The following is a 16702-nucleotide window of genomic DNA, read 5'->3' on the forward strand; positions in this document are numbered from 1 at the left end:
CCCACGTACCGTCTTGGGTATGAGCCCCTCTCCCCCCGCCCGTCGCCTGCGCCTCGGCATGCCCCGGCGCGTCTTCTCGCAGGTGCTGCTGATGCAGCTGGCGATCGCCGCGGGAGTCGTGGTGCTCGCGACCGGACTCTTCCTCGCCCCGCTCAGCAACCAGCTGGACGACCAGGCGATGCGCCGCGCCCTCGCCATCGCCCAGACCACGGCGGCGGTCCCCCAGATCGCCGAGGACCTGCGCCGGACCCCTCCCACGGTCGACGGCCCGGTCCAGCGCGAGGCGGAACGGATCCGCAAGGCCAGTGGCGCCGAGTACGTCGTCGTCATGGACCTGAACGGCACCCGCTGGTCGCACACCGATCCCGACGAGGTCGGCGGCCATGTCTCGACGGACCCGCAGAAGGCCCTGGCCGGCCAGGACGTGATGGAGATCGACAGCGGCACCCTGGGCCGCTCGGCCCGCGGCAAGGTGCCCCTGCGCGACAGCGCGGGCACCATCGTCGGGGCGGTCTCGGTCGGCATCGAGTACGACAGCGTGCGCGCCCGTCTGATCCATGCGATCCCGGGCCTGTTCGCCTACGCCGGCGGTGCGCTCGCCGTGGGCGCCCTGGCCGCCTGGGTGATCTCCCGACGGGTCCAGCGGCAGACCCGTGACCTGGCCTTCTCCGATATCTCGGCCTTGCTCGCGGAGCGCGAGGCGATGCTGCACGGCATCCGCGAGGGGGTCGTCGCGCTGGACCGCAGCGGCCGGGTCCGGCTGCTCAACGACGAGGCGCAGCGGCTCCTGGGCATCGGGGACGAGGCGGTGGGCCGCTCCCCCGACCAGGCGCTCGGCGAGGGACGTACGGCCGATGTCCTGGCCGGCCGGGTGACCGGCACCGACCTGATCGCCGTACGCGGACAGCGCGTCCTGGTCGTCAACCGGATGCCCACCGACGACGGCGGCGCCGTGGCCACCCTGCGCGACCGCACCGAACTGGAGCAACTGGGCCGCGAACTGGACTCCACGCGCGGGCTGATCGACGCGCTGCGCGCCCAGGACCACGAGCACGCCAACCGGATGCACACCCTGCTCGGTCTGCTCGAACTGGAGATGTACGACGACGCCGTGGACTTCGTCGGAGAGGTGGTCGGCGACCACCGCGCCACCTCGGAACAGGTGACCGAGAAGATCGAGGACCCGTTGCTCGCCGCGCTGCTGGTCGGCAAGGCGACCGTCGCGGCCGAGCGCGGCGTCGCCCTGTGGGTCTCCGACGGCACCCGGCTGCCGGACCGGCTCGTCGACCCGCGCGGGCTGGTCACGGTCGTCGGCAACCTCGTGGACAACGCGCTCGACGCCGTCGCCGGCACCCCGCACGCACGCGTGGAGGTCGAACTGCGCGCCGAGGGCCGGACCGCCGTCCTGCGGATACGGGACACCGGACCCGGTGTCCCCGCCGAGCAGCGCGAGCTGGTGTTCACCGAGGGCTGGTCCACGAAGAAGCCGCCCGCGCACGGCAAGCGCGGCATCGGACTGTCACTGGTGCGCAGGCTCGCCGAACGGCAGGGCGGCAGCGCCACGGTCGGCGAGGCGGTCGGCGGGGGCGCCGAGTTCACCGTCGTCCTTCCCGAGGCACTGGCCGGACCCGACCTGGAACCGGCACTGACCGCAACGGCGAACGGCACGGTCGAGGAGGAGTCGCGATGATCGAGGTCCTGGTCGTGGACGACGACACCAGGGTCGCCCGGGTCAACGCGGCCTACGTGGAGAAGGTCCCCGGCTTCCGCGTCGCCGGCGAGGCCCACAGCGCCGCCGAGGCGCTGCGCCTGCTGGAGCTGCACCCGGGCCTGGACCTGGTCCTGCTGGACCACTACCTGCCCGACGAGACGGGCCTGGAGGTCGTCCAGGAGATGCGGCGGCGAGGCCACCAGACCGATGTGATCATGGTGACGGCGGCACGGGACGTCTCGACCGTGCAGGCGGCGATGCGTCAGGGCGCGCTCCAGTACCTGGTGAAGCCGTTCAACTTCGCGGGCCTGCGCGCCAAGCTGGAGGCGTACGCCGATCTGCGCCGAACCCTCGACGGCGGCGGGGAGGCCGAACAGGCCGACGTGGACCGCATCTTCGGTGCGCTGTCCGCCTCGTCGGAGCCCGGGCTGCCCAAGGGGCACTCGCCCACCACGGCCGAGCTGGTCCGCCAGTCCCTGATGAACGCCGAGGGGCCGCTGTCGGCCCAGGAGATCGCCGACCGGACCGGGGTGAGCCGCCAGACCGCCCAGCGCTATCTGAAGCTCCTGGAACGCACGGGCCGGGCCCGGCTGACCCTGAAATACGGCGACGCGGGCCGCCCGGAACACCGTTACGTGTGGGCGACCCGCGCCTGAGGGCACGGCGGGCCGGGGCCGTCAGCCGGCCGCCTTCTCGACGAACTCCGTGGTGTAGGTCTTGCTCAGGTCGACGTCGGCGTTCTGGATGGCGGGGTTGAACGCCTTGAGGACCTTCTCCACGGTCTCGGGTCCCTGCGCGGGCATCACGCCGTCCTTGGTGAACATCGGCAGTGTGCTCTTGATGGCGACCGCGTACAGCGTCTTGTTGCCCTGCGAGTAGTCGGCCGGCATCTTGTCGGCGATCTCGGCGGCGCTGTGGGTGGACATCCACTTGAGCGTCTTGACGAATGCATTGGCCAACTTCTGCACGGTGTCCTTGTGACCGTTGACCCAGTCCGTCTGCATGTACAGGCTCGACGACGGGTACGGGCCGCCCAGCGCCTCCATGGATCCCTGCGGCGTCCTCATGTCGATGAGAACCTTGCCGGCCTTCTTGTCCAGGATGTTCGCGACGGTCGGGTCCGTCGTCATGCCCGCGTCGATGGCGCCCTGCTCCAGCGCCGAGATGAACGTCGGACCGGCGCCCACCGCGACCGGGGTGAACTCGCTGACCTTCACGCCGTTCTTGACGGCGAGGTACTTGGTGAGGAAGTCGGTCGAGGAGCCGAGGCCGGTCACACCGAGCTTCCTGCCCTTGAAGTCCTCGGGTGAAGTGATCTTGCCCTCCGCCTTGGTGGAGACGATCTCCACCTCGCCGGGTGCCTGCGAGAACTGCACGACGGACTCGACGGCCTTGCCCTTCACCTGGAGGTCGAGCGTGTGGTCGTAGAAGCCGACGGCGCCCTGGACCTGGCCGGAGACGAGCGCGGTCTCGGCCTGCACACCGGCCGGCTCGCTCAGCAGCTCGACGTCGAGGCCCTCGGCGTCGAAGTAGCCGAGGCGCTGGGTGAGCATCGCGGGCAGGTAGATGACCTTGTCCAGGCCACCGACCATGATCTTGACCTTCGTCCCCTTGCCGTCCCCGCCGGAGCCGGTGGAGGCGGTGCTCGCCGCGTCGTTGGCACAGGCGGTGAGAGAGGAGAGGGCGAGCAGGCCGGCGGCGGCCAGGGCGGCGTTTCTGGCGGAGAAGCGCATGGCGGGTTCACGTCCTTGTGAGAGGGGTGGTGGTGCGGGGTGGGACGGCCGGGACGGGCGCGGATCGTCCGGCGAGGCGGCCGACGGGGCGCGGCTGAGGGCCGTTCAGCGGGTGTCAGCTGTCGGAGCCCGACGGCTTCCAGCGGAAGATGCGCCGTTCGGCGAAGGTGAGCAGTCCCTCGGCGACCAGGGCCACGACGGCGAGGATGACCATCGCCGCGTACACACCGGCCGCGTTGAACGTGCCCTGGGACTGCGCGACGAGCAGGCCGATGCCCTTGGTGGCGCCGATGTACTCGCCGACGATCGCGCCGATGAGGGCGAAGCCGAAGCTGACGTGGAGACTGGTGAAGATCCAGGAGGTGGCGGACGGGATGACGACCTGAAGCGTCACCCTGCGGTCGCTCGCCCCGAGGATGCGGGCGTTGGCGACCAGGTTGCGGTCGACCTCGCGGGCCCCTTGGAAGGCGTTGAAGAAGACGGGGAAGAACACCAGGACGACGGCCGAGGCGACCTTGGAGGCGGGGCCGAGTCCGAACCAGATGACGAAGATCGGCGCGAGGACGATACGGGGGATCGAGTTGAGCACCTTGATGTATGGACCAAGGACATCGGCGAGGAAGGTGATCCGCCCGAGCGCGATACCGCACACGACACCGGCGATCACACCGATGACCCAGCCGAGCAGTGCCTCGTAGAGCGTGTACCAGATCTGTTCGCCGAGGGAGCCGAGCGCGGTCCCGTGGGTGACCCAGGTCCAGATCTGGTCCCAGATCTTGGAGGGCATCGAGAAGTTGAACGGATCGATGGCCTCGGCCCGGGAGAGCGCCTCCCACAGGGCGAGGACGAGCACCAGGAGCAGGACCCGGGAGGCTCCGACGACGATCTTGCGTCGACGGGCGGCCCGCGCGCGCGAGTGGGCGCGATCCGGCGCCTTGACCGCGTCCGCGACGGGCGTGCTGAGGACGTCAGGCGACATGGGCGGCACCTCTTTCACGGGTGATGCGGACCTCTTCGCCGAGGGACTCCCAGATCTCGCGGTAGATCTCGATGAACCGCGGCTCCAGGCGCACCGACTCGACCTTGCGCGGGCGCGGCAGGTCGATGTCGAAGACCTGCTTCACGGTGGCCGGCCCGGCCGTCATGACCACGACCTTGTCGGCCAGCGCGATGGACTCCTCCAGGTCGTGGGTGACGAAGACGACCGAGGCGCCCGTGCCCTCCCACAGCTCCAGGAGCTCGTCCGACATCAGCGCCCGCGTCTGCACGTCGAGTGCCGAGAACGGCTCGTCCATGAGCAGGATCTCGGGGTCGTTGACGAAGGTGGCGGCGAGGGCGACGCGCTTGCGCTGACCGCCGGAGAGCTGGTGCGGGTAGCGGTCCTCGAAGGCGGCGAGCCCGACCCGGGCCAGCCACTCGCGGGCCTTCTCCTTGGCCTCCGCCTTGGGCACGCCGCGGAAGCGGGGGCCCGCCATGACGTTGGACAGGACCGTGCGCCAGGGGAAGGTGGCGTCCTGCTGGAAGACGAAGCCGACCTTGTCGCCGACCCCGCGCACCGGCTGCCCGGCGACCAGCACCTCGCCGCGGCTCGGCTCCTCCAGCCCGCTGACCAGGGTCAGCGTGGTCGACTTGCCGCAGCCGGTGGGGCCGACGACGGCCACGAACTCGCCGCGCCCGACGCTGAGGTCGAGGTCCCGGACGGCCGTGTGCAGACCTCCCGAGGGGGTCTTGAAGACCTTGCTCGCGCCCCGCAGCTCGATGGCGGGGCTGGTGTGTGCGCTCATGGCCGGGGACGGTAGATGTGAGCCGGGACACGGCATCAGCCTTGTGGGCGCATGCGCTTCTTTTGCTTGCAAGAGGCTGTTGTGCTCGTTTTGCGCGCGCTACAACAGCGGAGCCGAAACATGGGCTTGACGCCCACCAGGCCTTGAGGGAAAGAGGCCCGATGATTGACGTCCTGGTCGTGGACGACGACTTCCGCGTCGCCGAGATAAACGCCAAGTACGTGGGAAAGGTTCCCGGCTTCCGGGTGGCCGCCCGCGCGCACAGTGCCGCCCAGGCGCTGGCCACCGTGCAGCGCGGCAGCATCGACCTGGTCCTGCTCGACCACTACCTTCCCGACGGGACGGGCCTGGAGCTGGTGCACCAGATGCGGGAGCAGGGTCAGGGCACCGACGTCATCATGATCACGGCAGCCGGCGACGTCACCACCGTGCAGACCGCGATGCGCCTGGGGGCCCTGCACTACCTGGTGAAACCCTTCACCTTCGCCGCGCTGCGCACCCGGCTCGACTCCTACGCCGCCCTGCGCCGCACAGTGGACCGGGTCGGCGGCCGGGGTGTCGCCGGCCAGGAACAGGTCGACCGGATCTTCGGCGCCCTGCGCACCACCTCGGTCCCGTCCTCCCCCGGCCTGCCGACCGGCCACTCGGAACCGACCACGGACCTGATCTGTACCGTCCTGCACCGCGCCGACCACCCTCTGTCGGCCCACGAGGTCGCCGCCGAGACCGGTCTGAGCCGTTCCACCGCGCAGCGCTACCTCCGCCACCTGGAACAGGCCGGCCGTCTGCGCCTCTCCCTCAAGTACGGCGACACCGGCCGCCCGGAACACCGCTACGCCTGGGTGGCCCCGTAGCGGTCCGTACCGGTCCGGAGCCGCCCGGTGCGCCGGCATACGCCGCCGACCGTCGTACGTCCTACGAGGACACCCCTCGCACGGCCTACGATGCACACCGCGCCCCAGGTCATACGGCGCCCGCCCCCGTCAGCGACCGCACCTCGGTCTCCGCGTGCTTGGCCTCGTCCGCGGCCTCGGTCGAGGTGACCGTGCCCAGCCAGCCCGCGAGGAAGCCCAGCGGGATCGAGACCACGCCGGGGTTCTGGAGCGGGAAGTACTGGAAGTCCACGCCGGGGAAGAGCGACTCGGGGCTGCCCGACACCACCGGTGACAGCACCACCAGCACCAGCGCCGGCACCAGTCCCCCGTACACCGCCCACACCGCGCCCCGCGTGGTGAAACCACGCCAGAACAGGGAGTAGAGCAGCACCGGAAGATTTGCGGACGCCGCGACCGCGAACGCCAGTCCCACCAGGAAGGCGACGTTGAGATCGCGGGCCAGCAGCCCCAGGGCGATGGCGACCACACCGATGCCGACGGCGGCGATCCGCGCCACCGTCACCTCGCTGCGGGCCTTCGCCCCGCGGGCGCGCAAGGAGGCGTACAGGTCGTGCGCCACCGACGCCGAGGAGGCCAGCGTGATCCCGGCGACCACGGCGACGATCGTCGCGAACGCGATCGCCGCCACGACAGCGAACAGCACCGTGCCGCCCGTCGAGTCGGCTCCGCCGCCCAGGTCGAGCGCGAGGAGCGGAACCGCGGTGTTCCCGGCCGCGTTCGACGCGCGCACCGTCTCCGGTCCGAGGATCGCCGCCGCACCGAACCCGAGGACGATCGTCATCAGGTAGAAGCCGCCGATGAGCCCGATCGCCCAGACCGTGGACCGCCGCGCGGCCCGCGCGGTCGGCACCGTGTAGAAACGCGAAAGGATGTGCGGCAGCCCCGCCGTGCCGAGCACCAGCGCCAGGCCGAGGCTGATGAAGTCGAGGCGGGCGGTCCAGTCCCCGCCGTACTTCAGCCCGGGCGCGAGGAACGCGGCACCGTGACCACTGCGCTCCGCCGCCGTGAGCAGCAGCCGGTCGAAGTCACCGTGGAAACGCACCAGCACGAGCACCGTGAGGGCGATCGTGCCGCACAGCAGGAGCACCGCCTTCACGATCTGGATCCATGTGGTGGCCCGCATCCCTCCCAACGACACATAGATCACCATCAGCGCCCCGACGCCGATGACGGCCCACGCCCGGGCCGCCTCCCCGGTGTTCCCCAGCAGCAGGGCGACCAGGCTGCCCGCCCCCACCATCTGCGCCACCAGGTACAGCACGGAAACGGTGACCGAGGAGGTGCCCGCCGCGATCCGCACCGGCCGCTCGCTCATCCGTGCCGCGACGACATCGGCGAGTGTGAAGCGTCCGCAGTTGCGCACCAGTTCGGCGACGAGGAACAGCACCACCAGCCAGGCCACCAGAAACCCGACCACGTAGAGCAGCCCGTCGTAGCCGAAGAGGGCGATGAGACCCGCGACACCGAGGAAGGAGGCGGCCGACATGTAGTCGCCCGCGATGGCAAAGCCATTTTCCATCGGGGAGAACAACCGCCCTCCCGCGTAGAACTCCTCCGCCGACCCGTGCCGGTTGCGACTCACCCAGGTCGTGATCCCCAGGGTGACCGCGACGAAGGCGCTGAACAGCGCCAACGCCAGCGCCTGATGATGTCCGGTCACGACGCTCCACTCCTCGCTCCGCGCGTCAGTTCCTGTGTGTCCCAGCGCAGTTCGAGTGCGGCGCGGTCCCGGCGCAGCCGCGCGTGCCGCGCATAGGCCCAGGTGAGCAGGAACGTCGTGAGGAACTGGCCGAGCCCCGCGAGCAGCGCCACGTTCACCGCGCCCACCACCGGCCTCCCCATGAATCCCGGCGCGGCCGTCGCGGTCACGACATAGCCCACGTACCAGAGGAAGAACCCCGCGCTCGCCGGCCCGACGAACCTCCGGTAGCGGCCGCGCACTTCCTGGAACGCGGCACTGCGCTGCACCTCGAGATACACCTGCGCCGCCGCAACGGCCCCGTCCTCGCGCTCCCTGCGGGCCGCCGGCACCTCGGTCCCGCGAGTGGCCGCCTGGGCCGTCGTCCCCTGCTCGCCCCAGCCCGACGCGAGCGCGTCGTACCAGGGGTCCGCGTAGCGCACCTCGCCCGGTGCCTCGACGAAGTCCGGGCCCCGGCCCTGCTGGTGCTCGCCGGATCTCTCAGGGCCGTCCCCACCGCCGCGGGCCCGGCCATCGCTTGACTGCATGCCCAAGGATGGACAGATCGGGAAGACCCCCGGATCTCCTTCCCCGTCTCCTTCACCCCATCAGGTGACGAAAGACCACCTATCGCGTCGGTGGCCGGACCAGCCCTTTTGTGTACGCGTAACGCACCGCCTGGGCACGGTCCTTGAGCCCTGTCTTGGTGAACATGTTGTTGATGTGGGTCTTCACCGTCGCCGTGGACACCTGGAGCCGGCGGGCGATCTCCTGGTTGCTCAGGCCTTCGGCGATCAGCGTCAGCACCTCCGTCTCGCGTGCGGTGAGTCCGTCCGGCGGAGCGACGGGGGCGACCGGTTCCGGCTCGGGCGCCGACAGCCGGTCCAGCAGCCGCCGCTGCACGCTCGGCGACAGCCCCGCGTCCCCGGACAGCACACTGTGCACGGCCCGCACGATCTCGTCCCCGCCGGCGTCCTTGGTGAGATAGCCCCGGGCCCCCGCCTGAAGGGCCGGGAACAGGGACGCGTCGTCCGCGTACGTCGTGAGCACCACGACCTGCGTCCCGGGGTGCTCGGCCCGGATCCGCCGGGTCGCCTCGACTCCGTCGCACCGCGGCATCCGCAGATCCATCAGCACCACGTCCGGGGCGAGTTCGGCGACGAGCCGCACGGCCTCGTCCCCGTCCCCTGCGGCCCCCACCACCTCGACTCCGGGCAGCAGCCCGAGCAGCATCACGATGCCCTCCCGGACGACGGTCTGATCGTCGGCGACCACCACCCTGGCCGGCTTCCGCTCCGCCGTCTCCGTCATACCGGCACCCTCAGCGTCACCACGAACCCTTCCTCGTCCGGTCCGGTCTCCAGCGACCCGCCCAGCAGCTCGGCGCGCTCGCGCATCCCCAGCAGACCGTACCCGCCGCCGGCCTCGGCGAGTTCACCCGGCGCACCCCCCGAGTCCCGCACGTCCAGCGTCACTTCATCGGTGCCGTACGCCAGCCGCACCCTCACCTTGGCGCCGGGCGCATGCTTGCGGACGTTGGTCAGGGCCTCCTGGGCGACCCTGCGCACGGCCTGCGACGCCTCGGCCGACAGCGCTCTGCGGTCACCCGCGACGGTGACCTCAACACCGTGGGCCGCCCGGACCAGGTCGGTCAGGAAGTCCTCGAGCGGCGTCAGATCGCCGCGCAGCGCGGAGAGGGCGTGCCGGGTTTCGTCGAGCCCGTCGCGGGCCATCCCCCGGGCCGCCACCACTCGTCCGAGGATCTGCTCGCGGTCCGCTCCTCTCTCGATCAGCAGCCGGGCTGCTTCCAGATGCACCAGTTGCGCCGAGAGACTGTGGGCCAGCACGTCGTGGATCTCCCGGGCGATCCGGGCCCGCTCGGCGAGCGCGGCCGACTCCGCTTCCGCGAGCCGCGCCGCCCGCTCCTGGGCGAGCAGTCGCTGGGCGTTGCCGCGGGCCTCGGCGTCCAGGCGCAGGGTGTATCCCGCGAGAGCCATCCCACCGACGGTCGCGGCCGTGGTCAGCCATACGTCGTCGTTGACCGCGACGTACGCGGCGAGCGCCACCGAGGCGACGGGCAGCGCCGCGGCCAGCGGCATCCGCTCCAGCACCGTGATACAGCAACCGCACCACACGACGACGGCCAGTTCCCGGAATCCCACGGCCTGGGCCGCGACGGCGAGCCCCAGCAGCAGGAGGACCACCGCCAGCGAAGGCCACAACCGGTTCCGGAGAGTGGTCCGCCAGAAGCACCAGGCCAGTCCGCCGGTCACGAGGACTCCGACGGCTCCGGCCACCGCGCCCCAGCCGCGCACCCGGGTGTCGTGGAAGGCGCCCCACAGGAGGATCCCGAGAAGCATCAGGCGCACCACCCAGGCGAGCAGGCGCCGGGGAGCCGTCGTCCCCGGCCGGCTCAGCGCCTCCCGAGAGGGCCAGCGCGTCCAGGCGTTCTCCGTCACACGCGCTCCTTCCACGTGGTCCGGACCGTCTGCTCACCGTACGCCGGGCCGGGTACCGGGCTCCGGTCCAGACGCCGCGCGCGCCAGATCAGAATCCCGGAGCGAACCAGCAGGGTGCCCGCCAGCGCCGGCAGCAGGGCCGAGCTGTCCTGGTGGACGCCGAACAGAACGCCCAGGGCGAACAGACCCGCACGCAGGCCCGGGCCGAGAATCCAGACGCCCACGCTGGACCTGGTGCTCCTGCTCCACACCGCACCGTCGGGCTCCACCCCTATGCGGGTGGTCCAGGCCCAGCCGACTCCCGTGGCGAGGCCGACCAGCAGTTCCGCGCCGAGGATCACGGCCGAGGCGGGGACGTGGTGAGCGTCGAGCAGATGGGGCTCGCGCAGGGCCATGACAGCCAGGACCGCAGGCAGGAGCCCCCAGCGCCGGTCCGTGTCGACGCGGCTCGCACGGAACTGGCGCACGATCACCAGCGCGGCGATCGCCACGATCACCAGTGCGTCGACCAGCGCGGACATCACACCTCCGCGAGCGAGAAGGAGTGGCGGCAGCGAGCGCTGCCGACGCCTTCGACGCTACGGATTCGCGCAGGTCGGCGGATCGGAGCCAGGGTGGATCATGGGTGGATCCGCCCGGTGAGGGCACTCCACCCCTGGATGGAGGGCCCGTCTGAACCTGCTCCGACGGGAACACGGAGATGCGCCGACGGGGGCTGGATTCCTCCCGGAACCAGCCCCCGTCGTGCCGATCTTCCCGTGCCCGGCCCGGCGGCTACGCGTCGATGCGTGACCGGTCGAGGGTCGCCGCCGAGCTGGAGATGAACTCCTTGCGGGGGGCGACGTCATTGCCCATGAGCAGATCGAACACCTGCTCGGCCGCCTCCAGGTCGGACAGGTTGATGCGGCGCAGGGTGCGGTGCCGCGGGTCCATCGTCGTCTCGGCCAGCTGGTCGGCGTCCATCTCGCCGAGACCCTTGTACCGCTGGATGGAGTCCTTGTACCGGACGCCCTTGCTCTGGAACTCCATGAGCTTGTCGCGCAGCTCACGGTCCGAGTAGGTGTACACGTACTTGTCCTGGCCCCGCTTGGGCTGGACGAGCTCGATGCGGTGCAGCGGCGGCACCGCGGCGAACACCCGGCCGGCCTCGACCATCGGCCGCATGTAGCGGTGGAACAGCGTCAGCAGCAGGGTCCGGATGTGGGAGCCGTCCACATCGGCGTCGGTCATCATGATGATCTTGCCGTAGCGGGCGGCGTCGATGTCGAAGGTGCGCCCGGAGCCGGCCCCTATGACCTGGATGATCGCGCCGCACTCGGCGTTCTTCAGCATGTCGGTCACGGACGACTTCTGGACGTTGAGGATCTTGCCGCGGATCGGCAGCAGGGCCTGGAACTCGGAGTTCCGGGCCAGCTTGGCGGTGCCGAGCGCCGAGTCCCCCTCGACGATGAACAGCTCGCTGCGGTCGACGTCGTCGCTGCGGCAGTCGGCGAGCTTGGCGGGCAGCGAGGAGGATTCCAGGGCCGTCTTGCGGCGCTGCGCGTCCTTGTGCTGACGGGCCGCGATGCGGGTCCTGGCGGCGGCGACCGCTTTCTCCATGACGACGCGGGCCTGGGCCGCCGCATCGCGCTTGGTGGAGGTCAGGAACGCCTTGAGCTCCTTGGAGATCACCGCGTTCACGATGCGCCGGGCCGCCGAGGTGCCGAGGACCTCCTTGGTCTGGCCCTCGAACTGGGGTTCGGCGAGGCGGACGGTGACGACCGCGGTCAGGCCTTCCAGGGCGTCGTCCTTGACGATGTCGTCCTCGGCGACGCGCAGCATCTTCTTGGTGCGCAGGACCTCGTTCATGGTGCTGGTGACGGCCGTCTCGAAGCCGGCGACATGCGTACCGCCCTTGGGGGTGGCGATGATGTTCACGAAGGACTTCAGGGTCGTGTCGTACCCCGTGCCCCACCGCATCGCGACATCCACCTCGAGCTCGCGGGTGACCTGCGTGGGGGTCATCTGCCCGTGCTCGTCCAGGACCGGCACGGTCTCCCTGAAGGTGCCCTGGCCGGTGAAGCGGAGGACGTCGCAGACGGCCTTGTCGGTGGCCAGGTACTCGCAGAACTCGCTGATGCCGCCGTCGAAGCGGAAGGACTCCTCGCCCTTGCTGCCGCCCTCGCCGAGTCCGTATTCGTCGCGGACGACGATGGTCAGGCCGGGGACGAGGAACGCGGTCTGGCGGGCGCGCTGGTGGAGGTTCTCCAGGGAGAGCTTGGCGTCCTTGAGGAAGATCTGGCGGTCGGCCCAGTACCGCACGCGCGTGCCGGTGCGGGCCCTGGCGATCTTCTTGGTCTTGCGCAGGCCGCCCTGGGCCTCGAACTTCGCGTCGGGGCCTTCGGTGGCGAAGGCGCCCGGCACCCCGCGCCGGAAGCTGATGGCGTGGGTGTGTCCGCTGCGGTCCACCTCCACGTCGAGGCGGGCCGAGAGGGCGTTGACGACCGAGGCGCCCACGCCGTGCAGACCGCCGGAGGCGGCGTAGGAACCGCCGCCGAACTTGCCGCCGGCGTGCAGCTTGGTCATGACGACCTCGACGCCGGACAGGCCGGTCTTGGGTTCGACGTCGACGGGGATGCCCCGGCCGTTGTCGCGCACCTCGACCGAGGCGTCGTCGTGGAGGATCACCTCGATGTGGTCGCAGTAGCCCCCGAGGGCCTCGTCCACGGAGTTGTCGATGATCTCCCACAGGCAGTGCATCAGTCCCCGGCTGTCGGTGGATCCGATGTACATGCCGGGGCGCTTCCGCACGGCCTCGAGGCCCTCGAGGACGAGCAGGTGCCGCGCGGTGTAGTTGGAACCGTCCCGGTCTGCTCCTGCCAGCAGCGCAGTGGACGGCACGGACGTTTCGGCGGTCACGCGGTTCGCTCCTCGCTGAATTTCAGGTGGGGCCCTTCTGGGTAAGGGCGCGGCTTCGTTCGCCGCCAAGAGGGTACCGAGGCCTGGTAGAGCCGTTGTCACGCCACCCTCGGTCTGAACTCAGACTAGTCCAGCGTCGCATGCGTGTTCGATCCCTCGTTGGAGTGAAGTACATATCACGTTCCCTTCGAGGCATGAACCATTTAGGCTCCGGGCACGTCCTCATGAACAAACCGGCAATCCAGCCGGGGAGGATCGAGACCATGACCGACAGCGCGAAACCGTAAGCACCACCGAGACGCAATACGGCACATTCGCCGCCAAACCGGCAGCAGACGGCCGCCTCGAAGATTTTTTTCGAGGAGAAGCCACGAGCGGGAACGTTTTGGGGCTGGTTGGATGTTGACCCTGGTACGACAGCTCGTCGAGCTAGAGAAGAGGCGACGTGACTACTGTTCTGACCCCCGCGAGCCCGCTGACGGCCGCTGACCGCTGCGACCGCTGCGGCGCCCAGGCGTACGTGCGCGTGGTCCTGCTCAGCGGCGGAGAACTGCTCTTCTGCGCCCACCACGGCCGCAAGTTCGAGCCGGAACTCAAGAAGATCGCCGCTGAAATACAGGACGAGACGGAGCGGCTGACGACCGTTCCCGCATCCGCCTCCGAAGAAGAGCGCTGATCCGACGCGTCCACGACGAGCCACTATCGGCACAGGCCGGTACACGGGCGGCAGCCCCTGGAAACAGGGGCGGCCGCCCGCTCTCGTGCTTCCTGGTCCGCCCTACAGGCTTCCCGGGCGGCGCCGCGCCGCGGCAGAGGCGAGGAGAACCGGCTCAGACGTCGTCAGAGGGCCTTTCCGGTCCCCTCGCGCGGCCCGTGCCTCTTGGCCGGCCTTTGCGCCTCGTGGGTCCCGTGCCCCTTGACGGACCCGTGCCCCTTGGGCGCCCGGGCCGGCCCCATCGCCCGGACGATCTCGGAGACGCGGGTGTAGACCCCCGGACTTTCCGGCCTCCCGCAACCGCTGCCCCAGGACACCAGCCCGATCAGCCGGCCCTGTGCGACCAGCGGCCCGCCACTGTCCCCCTGGCAGGCGTCCCGCCCGCCCCGCTCGTCACCGGCGCACACCATGCTCGCCGAGAGGTACTTGCCGTCGGCGGAGCCCGGGTACGCCCGCTCGCAGAGCGCGTCGGCCAGCACACGGACATGGGCGGCCCGCAGTCGGCGGGGATAGGCGCCGAACCCGGTGGTGTCCCCCCAGCCGGTGATCAGAGCCTCCGTGCCGACCCGGTACGCAGCGTCGCCCGGTCCGGCCAACCCGATGGCCGCAGCCCTGGGCAGGGGCTCGGCGAGGGTGAGCACGGCGAAGTCGCCTGCGTTGGTGGCACTGTCGTAGGCAGGGTTCACCCAGGTCTCCCGGACGGCGATCTCCCGCCCCTCGTCCGTGTAGAGATCCGTACGGCCCGTGATGACCTTCAGATCGCGCGCCCGCTCCGGCGGCGCCCCCAGGACGTCCTCGGCCATGCAGTGGGCCGCCGTGAGCACCGTCGTGGGGTCCACCACCACACCGGCGCAGAACTGTCCCGACCTCATACGTCCGAACCGGTCACGGCTGGACAGCGCGACCGTCCACGGGCTCTGGGCGGCTTCGACGGGATATCCGCCCAGGACGACGTCGGAGGCCGCGGGGGCGGCGGACAGCAACGGTATGGCCACCGCGGTGGCCGCCAGTGCCAATGGCCGGGCCAGCGCCCGGACAAAGCGACGACGCATGCACACTCCTCACTCCGAAGTGATCGATGAACACCCAGAGTGATCCAGTGCACGACACCCCGCGACCGCGCAGCCACGCCGAAGACCCTCCGCGCGGACCGAAGGCCCGGCCCCCCGAGGGGAGCCGGGCCTTCGTCGCCGGACGGACGCGACCTGCGGTCGCGCGAGCGATCCGGCCTGGTCTGTGGCCTAGTCGAGGTAGTCGCGCAGGACCTGGGAACGCGACGGGTGGCGCAGCTTCGACATGGTCTTGGACTCGATCTGGCGGATGCGCTCACGCGTCACGCCGTACACCTTGCCGATCTCGTCGAGGGTCTTCGGCTGACCGTCGGTGAGACCGAAGCGCATCGAGACGACGCCCGCCTCGCGCTCGGACAGGGTGTCGAGGACCGAGTGCAGCTGCTCCTGGAGGAGCGTGAAGCTGACGGCGTCGGCCGGGACGACGGCCTCGGAGTCCTCGATGAGGTCACCGAACTCGCTGTCGCCGTCCTCACCGAGCGGGGTGTGCAGCGAGATCGGCTCGCGGCCGTACTTCTGGACCTCGATGACCTTCTCCGGGGTCATGTCGAGTTCCTTGGCCAGCTCCTCCGGGGTGGGCTCGCGGCCCAGGTCCTGGAGCATCTGGCGCTGCACGCGTGCGAGCTTGTTGATGACCTCGACCATGTGCACCGGGATACGGATGGTGCGCGCCTGGTCTGCCATGGCGCGGGTGATCGCCTGACGGATCCACCAGGTGGCGTACGTGGAGAACTTGTAGCCCTTGGTGTAGTCGAACTTCTCCACCGCACGGATGAGACCGAGGTTGCCCTCCTGGATGAGGTCCAGGAAGAGCATGCCGCGGCCGGTGTACCGCTTGGCCAGGGAGACCACGAGGCGGAGGTTGGCCTCCAGCAGGTGGTTCTTGGCGCGGCGGCCGTCCTCGGCGATGATCTCCAGCTCGCGCTTGAGTTTCGGGGCGAGCTTGTCGGCGTTGGCCAGCTTGTCCTCGGCGAACAGACCGGCCTCGATGCGCTTGGCGAGCTCGACCTCCTGCTCGGCGTTGAGCAGGGGGACCTTGCCGATCTGCTTGAGATAGTCCTTGACGGGGTCGGCGGTGGCACCGGCGGCCGCGACCTGCTGGGCGGGCGCGTCGTCCTCGTCCTCGTCGGAGAGTACGAAGCCGGCGCTCTCGGCGCCCTCGGGCTCGTCGCCGCCCTTGGGGGCGTCCTCGAGAACCTCGTCCTCGAGCAGCTCGGCGTCGTCCTTCTTGGCGGTGGTCTTCTTCGCGGCCGCCGTCTTCTTGGTGGCCACGGTCTTCTTGGCGGGCGCCGCCTTCTTGGCGGGCACGGCCTTCTTGGCGGCCGCCCTCCTGGCGGGGGCGGCTTCCTCTGCGGGGTCGTCCACGGCGGGTGCGGCCGGAGCGGCGGCGGTGGTGGCGGTGGCCTTCCTCGTGGTCACCGTCTTCGCCGCGACCGTCTTGGTGGCGGTGCGCTTGGCCGGACTCTTCGCTGCGACGCTCTTTCGTGTGCGCTTGGGCTCCGCGGCACTGACCATCAGCGTCACACCCTCTTCCTCGAGGATCTGGTTGAGGCTGCGCAGTACGTTCTTCCACTGAGTGGCCGGAATCTGGTCAGCTTCGAAGGCCCGACGCACATCGTCGCCGGCGATCTGCCCCTCAGCCTTTCCCCGCTCAATGAGCGCCATGACAGAGACGGACTCGGCGATCTCCGGCGGGAGCGTACGGGATGTGCTGGCCGACACGAACAACCTCTCGGAACGTTGGAAAACGGCTTCCGG

General features: G+C 70.3%; 15 protein-coding genes. 4 read left to right on the forward strand and 11 right to left on the reverse strand.

Annotated elements, in window-relative coordinates:
* Positions 1-19: 19 nt before the first annotated feature.
* A complete protein-coding gene (locus U5640_RS10140) occupies positions 20-1690 on the forward strand; it encodes a sensor histidine kinase (protein ID WP_340375469.1) in 1671 nt (556 codons plus the stop codon).
* On the forward strand, positions 1687-2367 hold the full coding sequence (locus tag U5640_RS10145) for a response regulator (RefSeq protein WP_340375470.1): 681 nt from the start codon (positions 1687-1689) through the stop codon (positions 2365-2367). Before U5640_RS10140 ends, U5640_RS10145 begins: the two co-directional genes overlap by 4 nt.
* 21 nt (positions 2368-2388) lie before the next feature.
* Here the strand turns inward: U5640_RS10145 and U5640_RS10150 are convergent, their stop codons facing one another.
* The 3 genes from U5640_RS10150 to U5640_RS10160 form a co-directional block, all read right to left on the reverse strand.
* Complete coding sequence (locus U5640_RS10150; protein WP_340375471.1) at positions 2389-3444, reverse strand: ABC transporter substrate-binding protein; 1056 nt, start codon at positions 3442-3444, stop codon at positions 2389-2391.
* Between the two features lie 115 nt (positions 3445-3559).
* Complete coding sequence (locus tag U5640_RS10155) at positions 3560-4423, reverse strand: ABC transporter permease (protein ID WP_340375472.1); 864 nt, start codon at positions 4421-4423, stop codon at positions 3560-3562.
* Positions 4413-5228, reverse strand: coding sequence for an ABC transporter ATP-binding protein (locus U5640_RS10160; RefSeq protein WP_340375473.1), 816 nt, complete (start codon positions 5226-5228; stop codon positions 4413-4415). The genes U5640_RS10155 and U5640_RS10160 overlap by 11 nt, the downstream gene beginning before the upstream one ends.
* Before the next feature lie 161 nt (positions 5229-5389).
* On the opposite strand from U5640_RS10160, the gene U5640_RS10165 reads away from it, so the two are divergent.
* Complete coding sequence (locus tag U5640_RS10165) at positions 5390-6082, forward strand: response regulator (RefSeq protein WP_340375474.1); 693 nt, start codon at positions 5390-5392, stop codon at positions 6080-6082.
* 109 nt (positions 6083-6191) lie between these two features.
* On the opposite strand, the gene U5640_RS10170 is transcribed toward U5640_RS10165, so the two are convergent.
* The 6 genes from U5640_RS10170 to U5640_RS10195 all read right to left on the reverse strand — a co-directional run bounded on the left by U5640_RS10170 (position 6192) and on the right by U5640_RS10195 (position 13159).
* Complete coding sequence (locus U5640_RS10170; protein ID WP_340375475.1) at positions 6192-7784, reverse strand: cation acetate symporter; 1593 nt, start codon at positions 7782-7784, stop codon at positions 6192-6194.
* Positions 7781-8350, reverse strand: a complete 570-nt coding sequence (locus U5640_RS10175; protein ID WP_340375476.1) for a DUF485 domain-containing protein — start codon at positions 8348-8350, stop codon at positions 7781-7783. The genes U5640_RS10170 and U5640_RS10175 overlap by 4 nt, the downstream gene beginning before the upstream one ends.
* A gap of 79 nt (positions 8351-8429) precedes the next feature.
* A complete protein-coding gene (locus tag U5640_RS10180) occupies positions 8430-9113 on the reverse strand; it encodes a response regulator transcription factor (RefSeq protein WP_340375477.1) in 684 nt (227 codons plus the stop codon).
* A complete protein-coding gene (locus U5640_RS10185) occupies positions 9110-10261 on the reverse strand; it encodes a histidine kinase (RefSeq protein ID WP_340375478.1) in 1152 nt (383 codons plus the stop codon). The genes U5640_RS10180 and U5640_RS10185 overlap by 4 nt, the downstream gene beginning before the upstream one ends.
* Positions 10258-10782 (reverse strand): DUF1453 domain-containing protein, encoded by a 525-nt coding sequence (locus tag U5640_RS10190; protein ID WP_340375479.1) that lies wholly within the window; start codon positions 10780-10782, stop codon positions 10258-10260. The genes U5640_RS10185 and U5640_RS10190 overlap by 4 nt, the downstream gene beginning before the upstream one ends.
* 253 nt (positions 10783-11035) lie before the next feature.
* Positions 11036-13159, reverse strand: coding sequence for a DNA topoisomerase IV subunit B (locus U5640_RS10195; protein ID WP_340375480.1), 2124 nt, complete (start codon positions 13157-13159; stop codon positions 11036-11038).
* 445 nt (positions 13160-13604) lie between these two features.
* On the opposite strand from U5640_RS10195, the gene U5640_RS10200 reads away from it, so the two are divergent.
* On the forward strand, positions 13605-13835 hold the full coding sequence (locus tag U5640_RS10200) for a hypothetical protein (protein WP_030790025.1): 231 nt from the start codon (positions 13605-13607) through the stop codon (positions 13833-13835).
* Positions 13836-13999: 164 nt separating this feature from the next.
* Here U5640_RS10200 and U5640_RS10205 read toward each other — a convergent pair whose 3' ends face one another.
* Together U5640_RS10205 and U5640_RS10210 are read right to left on the reverse strand one after the other, a co-directional pair.
* Positions 14000-14926, reverse strand: coding sequence for a serine protease (locus tag U5640_RS10205; RefSeq protein WP_340375481.1), 927 nt, complete (start codon positions 14924-14926; stop codon positions 14000-14002).
* 189 nt (positions 14927-15115) lie between these two features.
* Positions 15116-16666 (reverse strand): RNA polymerase sigma factor, encoded by a 1551-nt coding sequence (locus tag U5640_RS10210; RefSeq protein WP_340375482.1) that lies wholly within the window; start codon positions 16664-16666, stop codon positions 15116-15118.
* Positions 16667-16702 lie beyond the last annotated feature (36 nt).

The sequence above is a fragment of the Streptomyces sp. SS7 genome, from assembly GCF_037993025.1.
Taxonomy (GTDB): domain Bacteria; phylum Actinomycetota; class Actinomycetes; order Streptomycetales; family Streptomycetaceae; genus Streptomyces.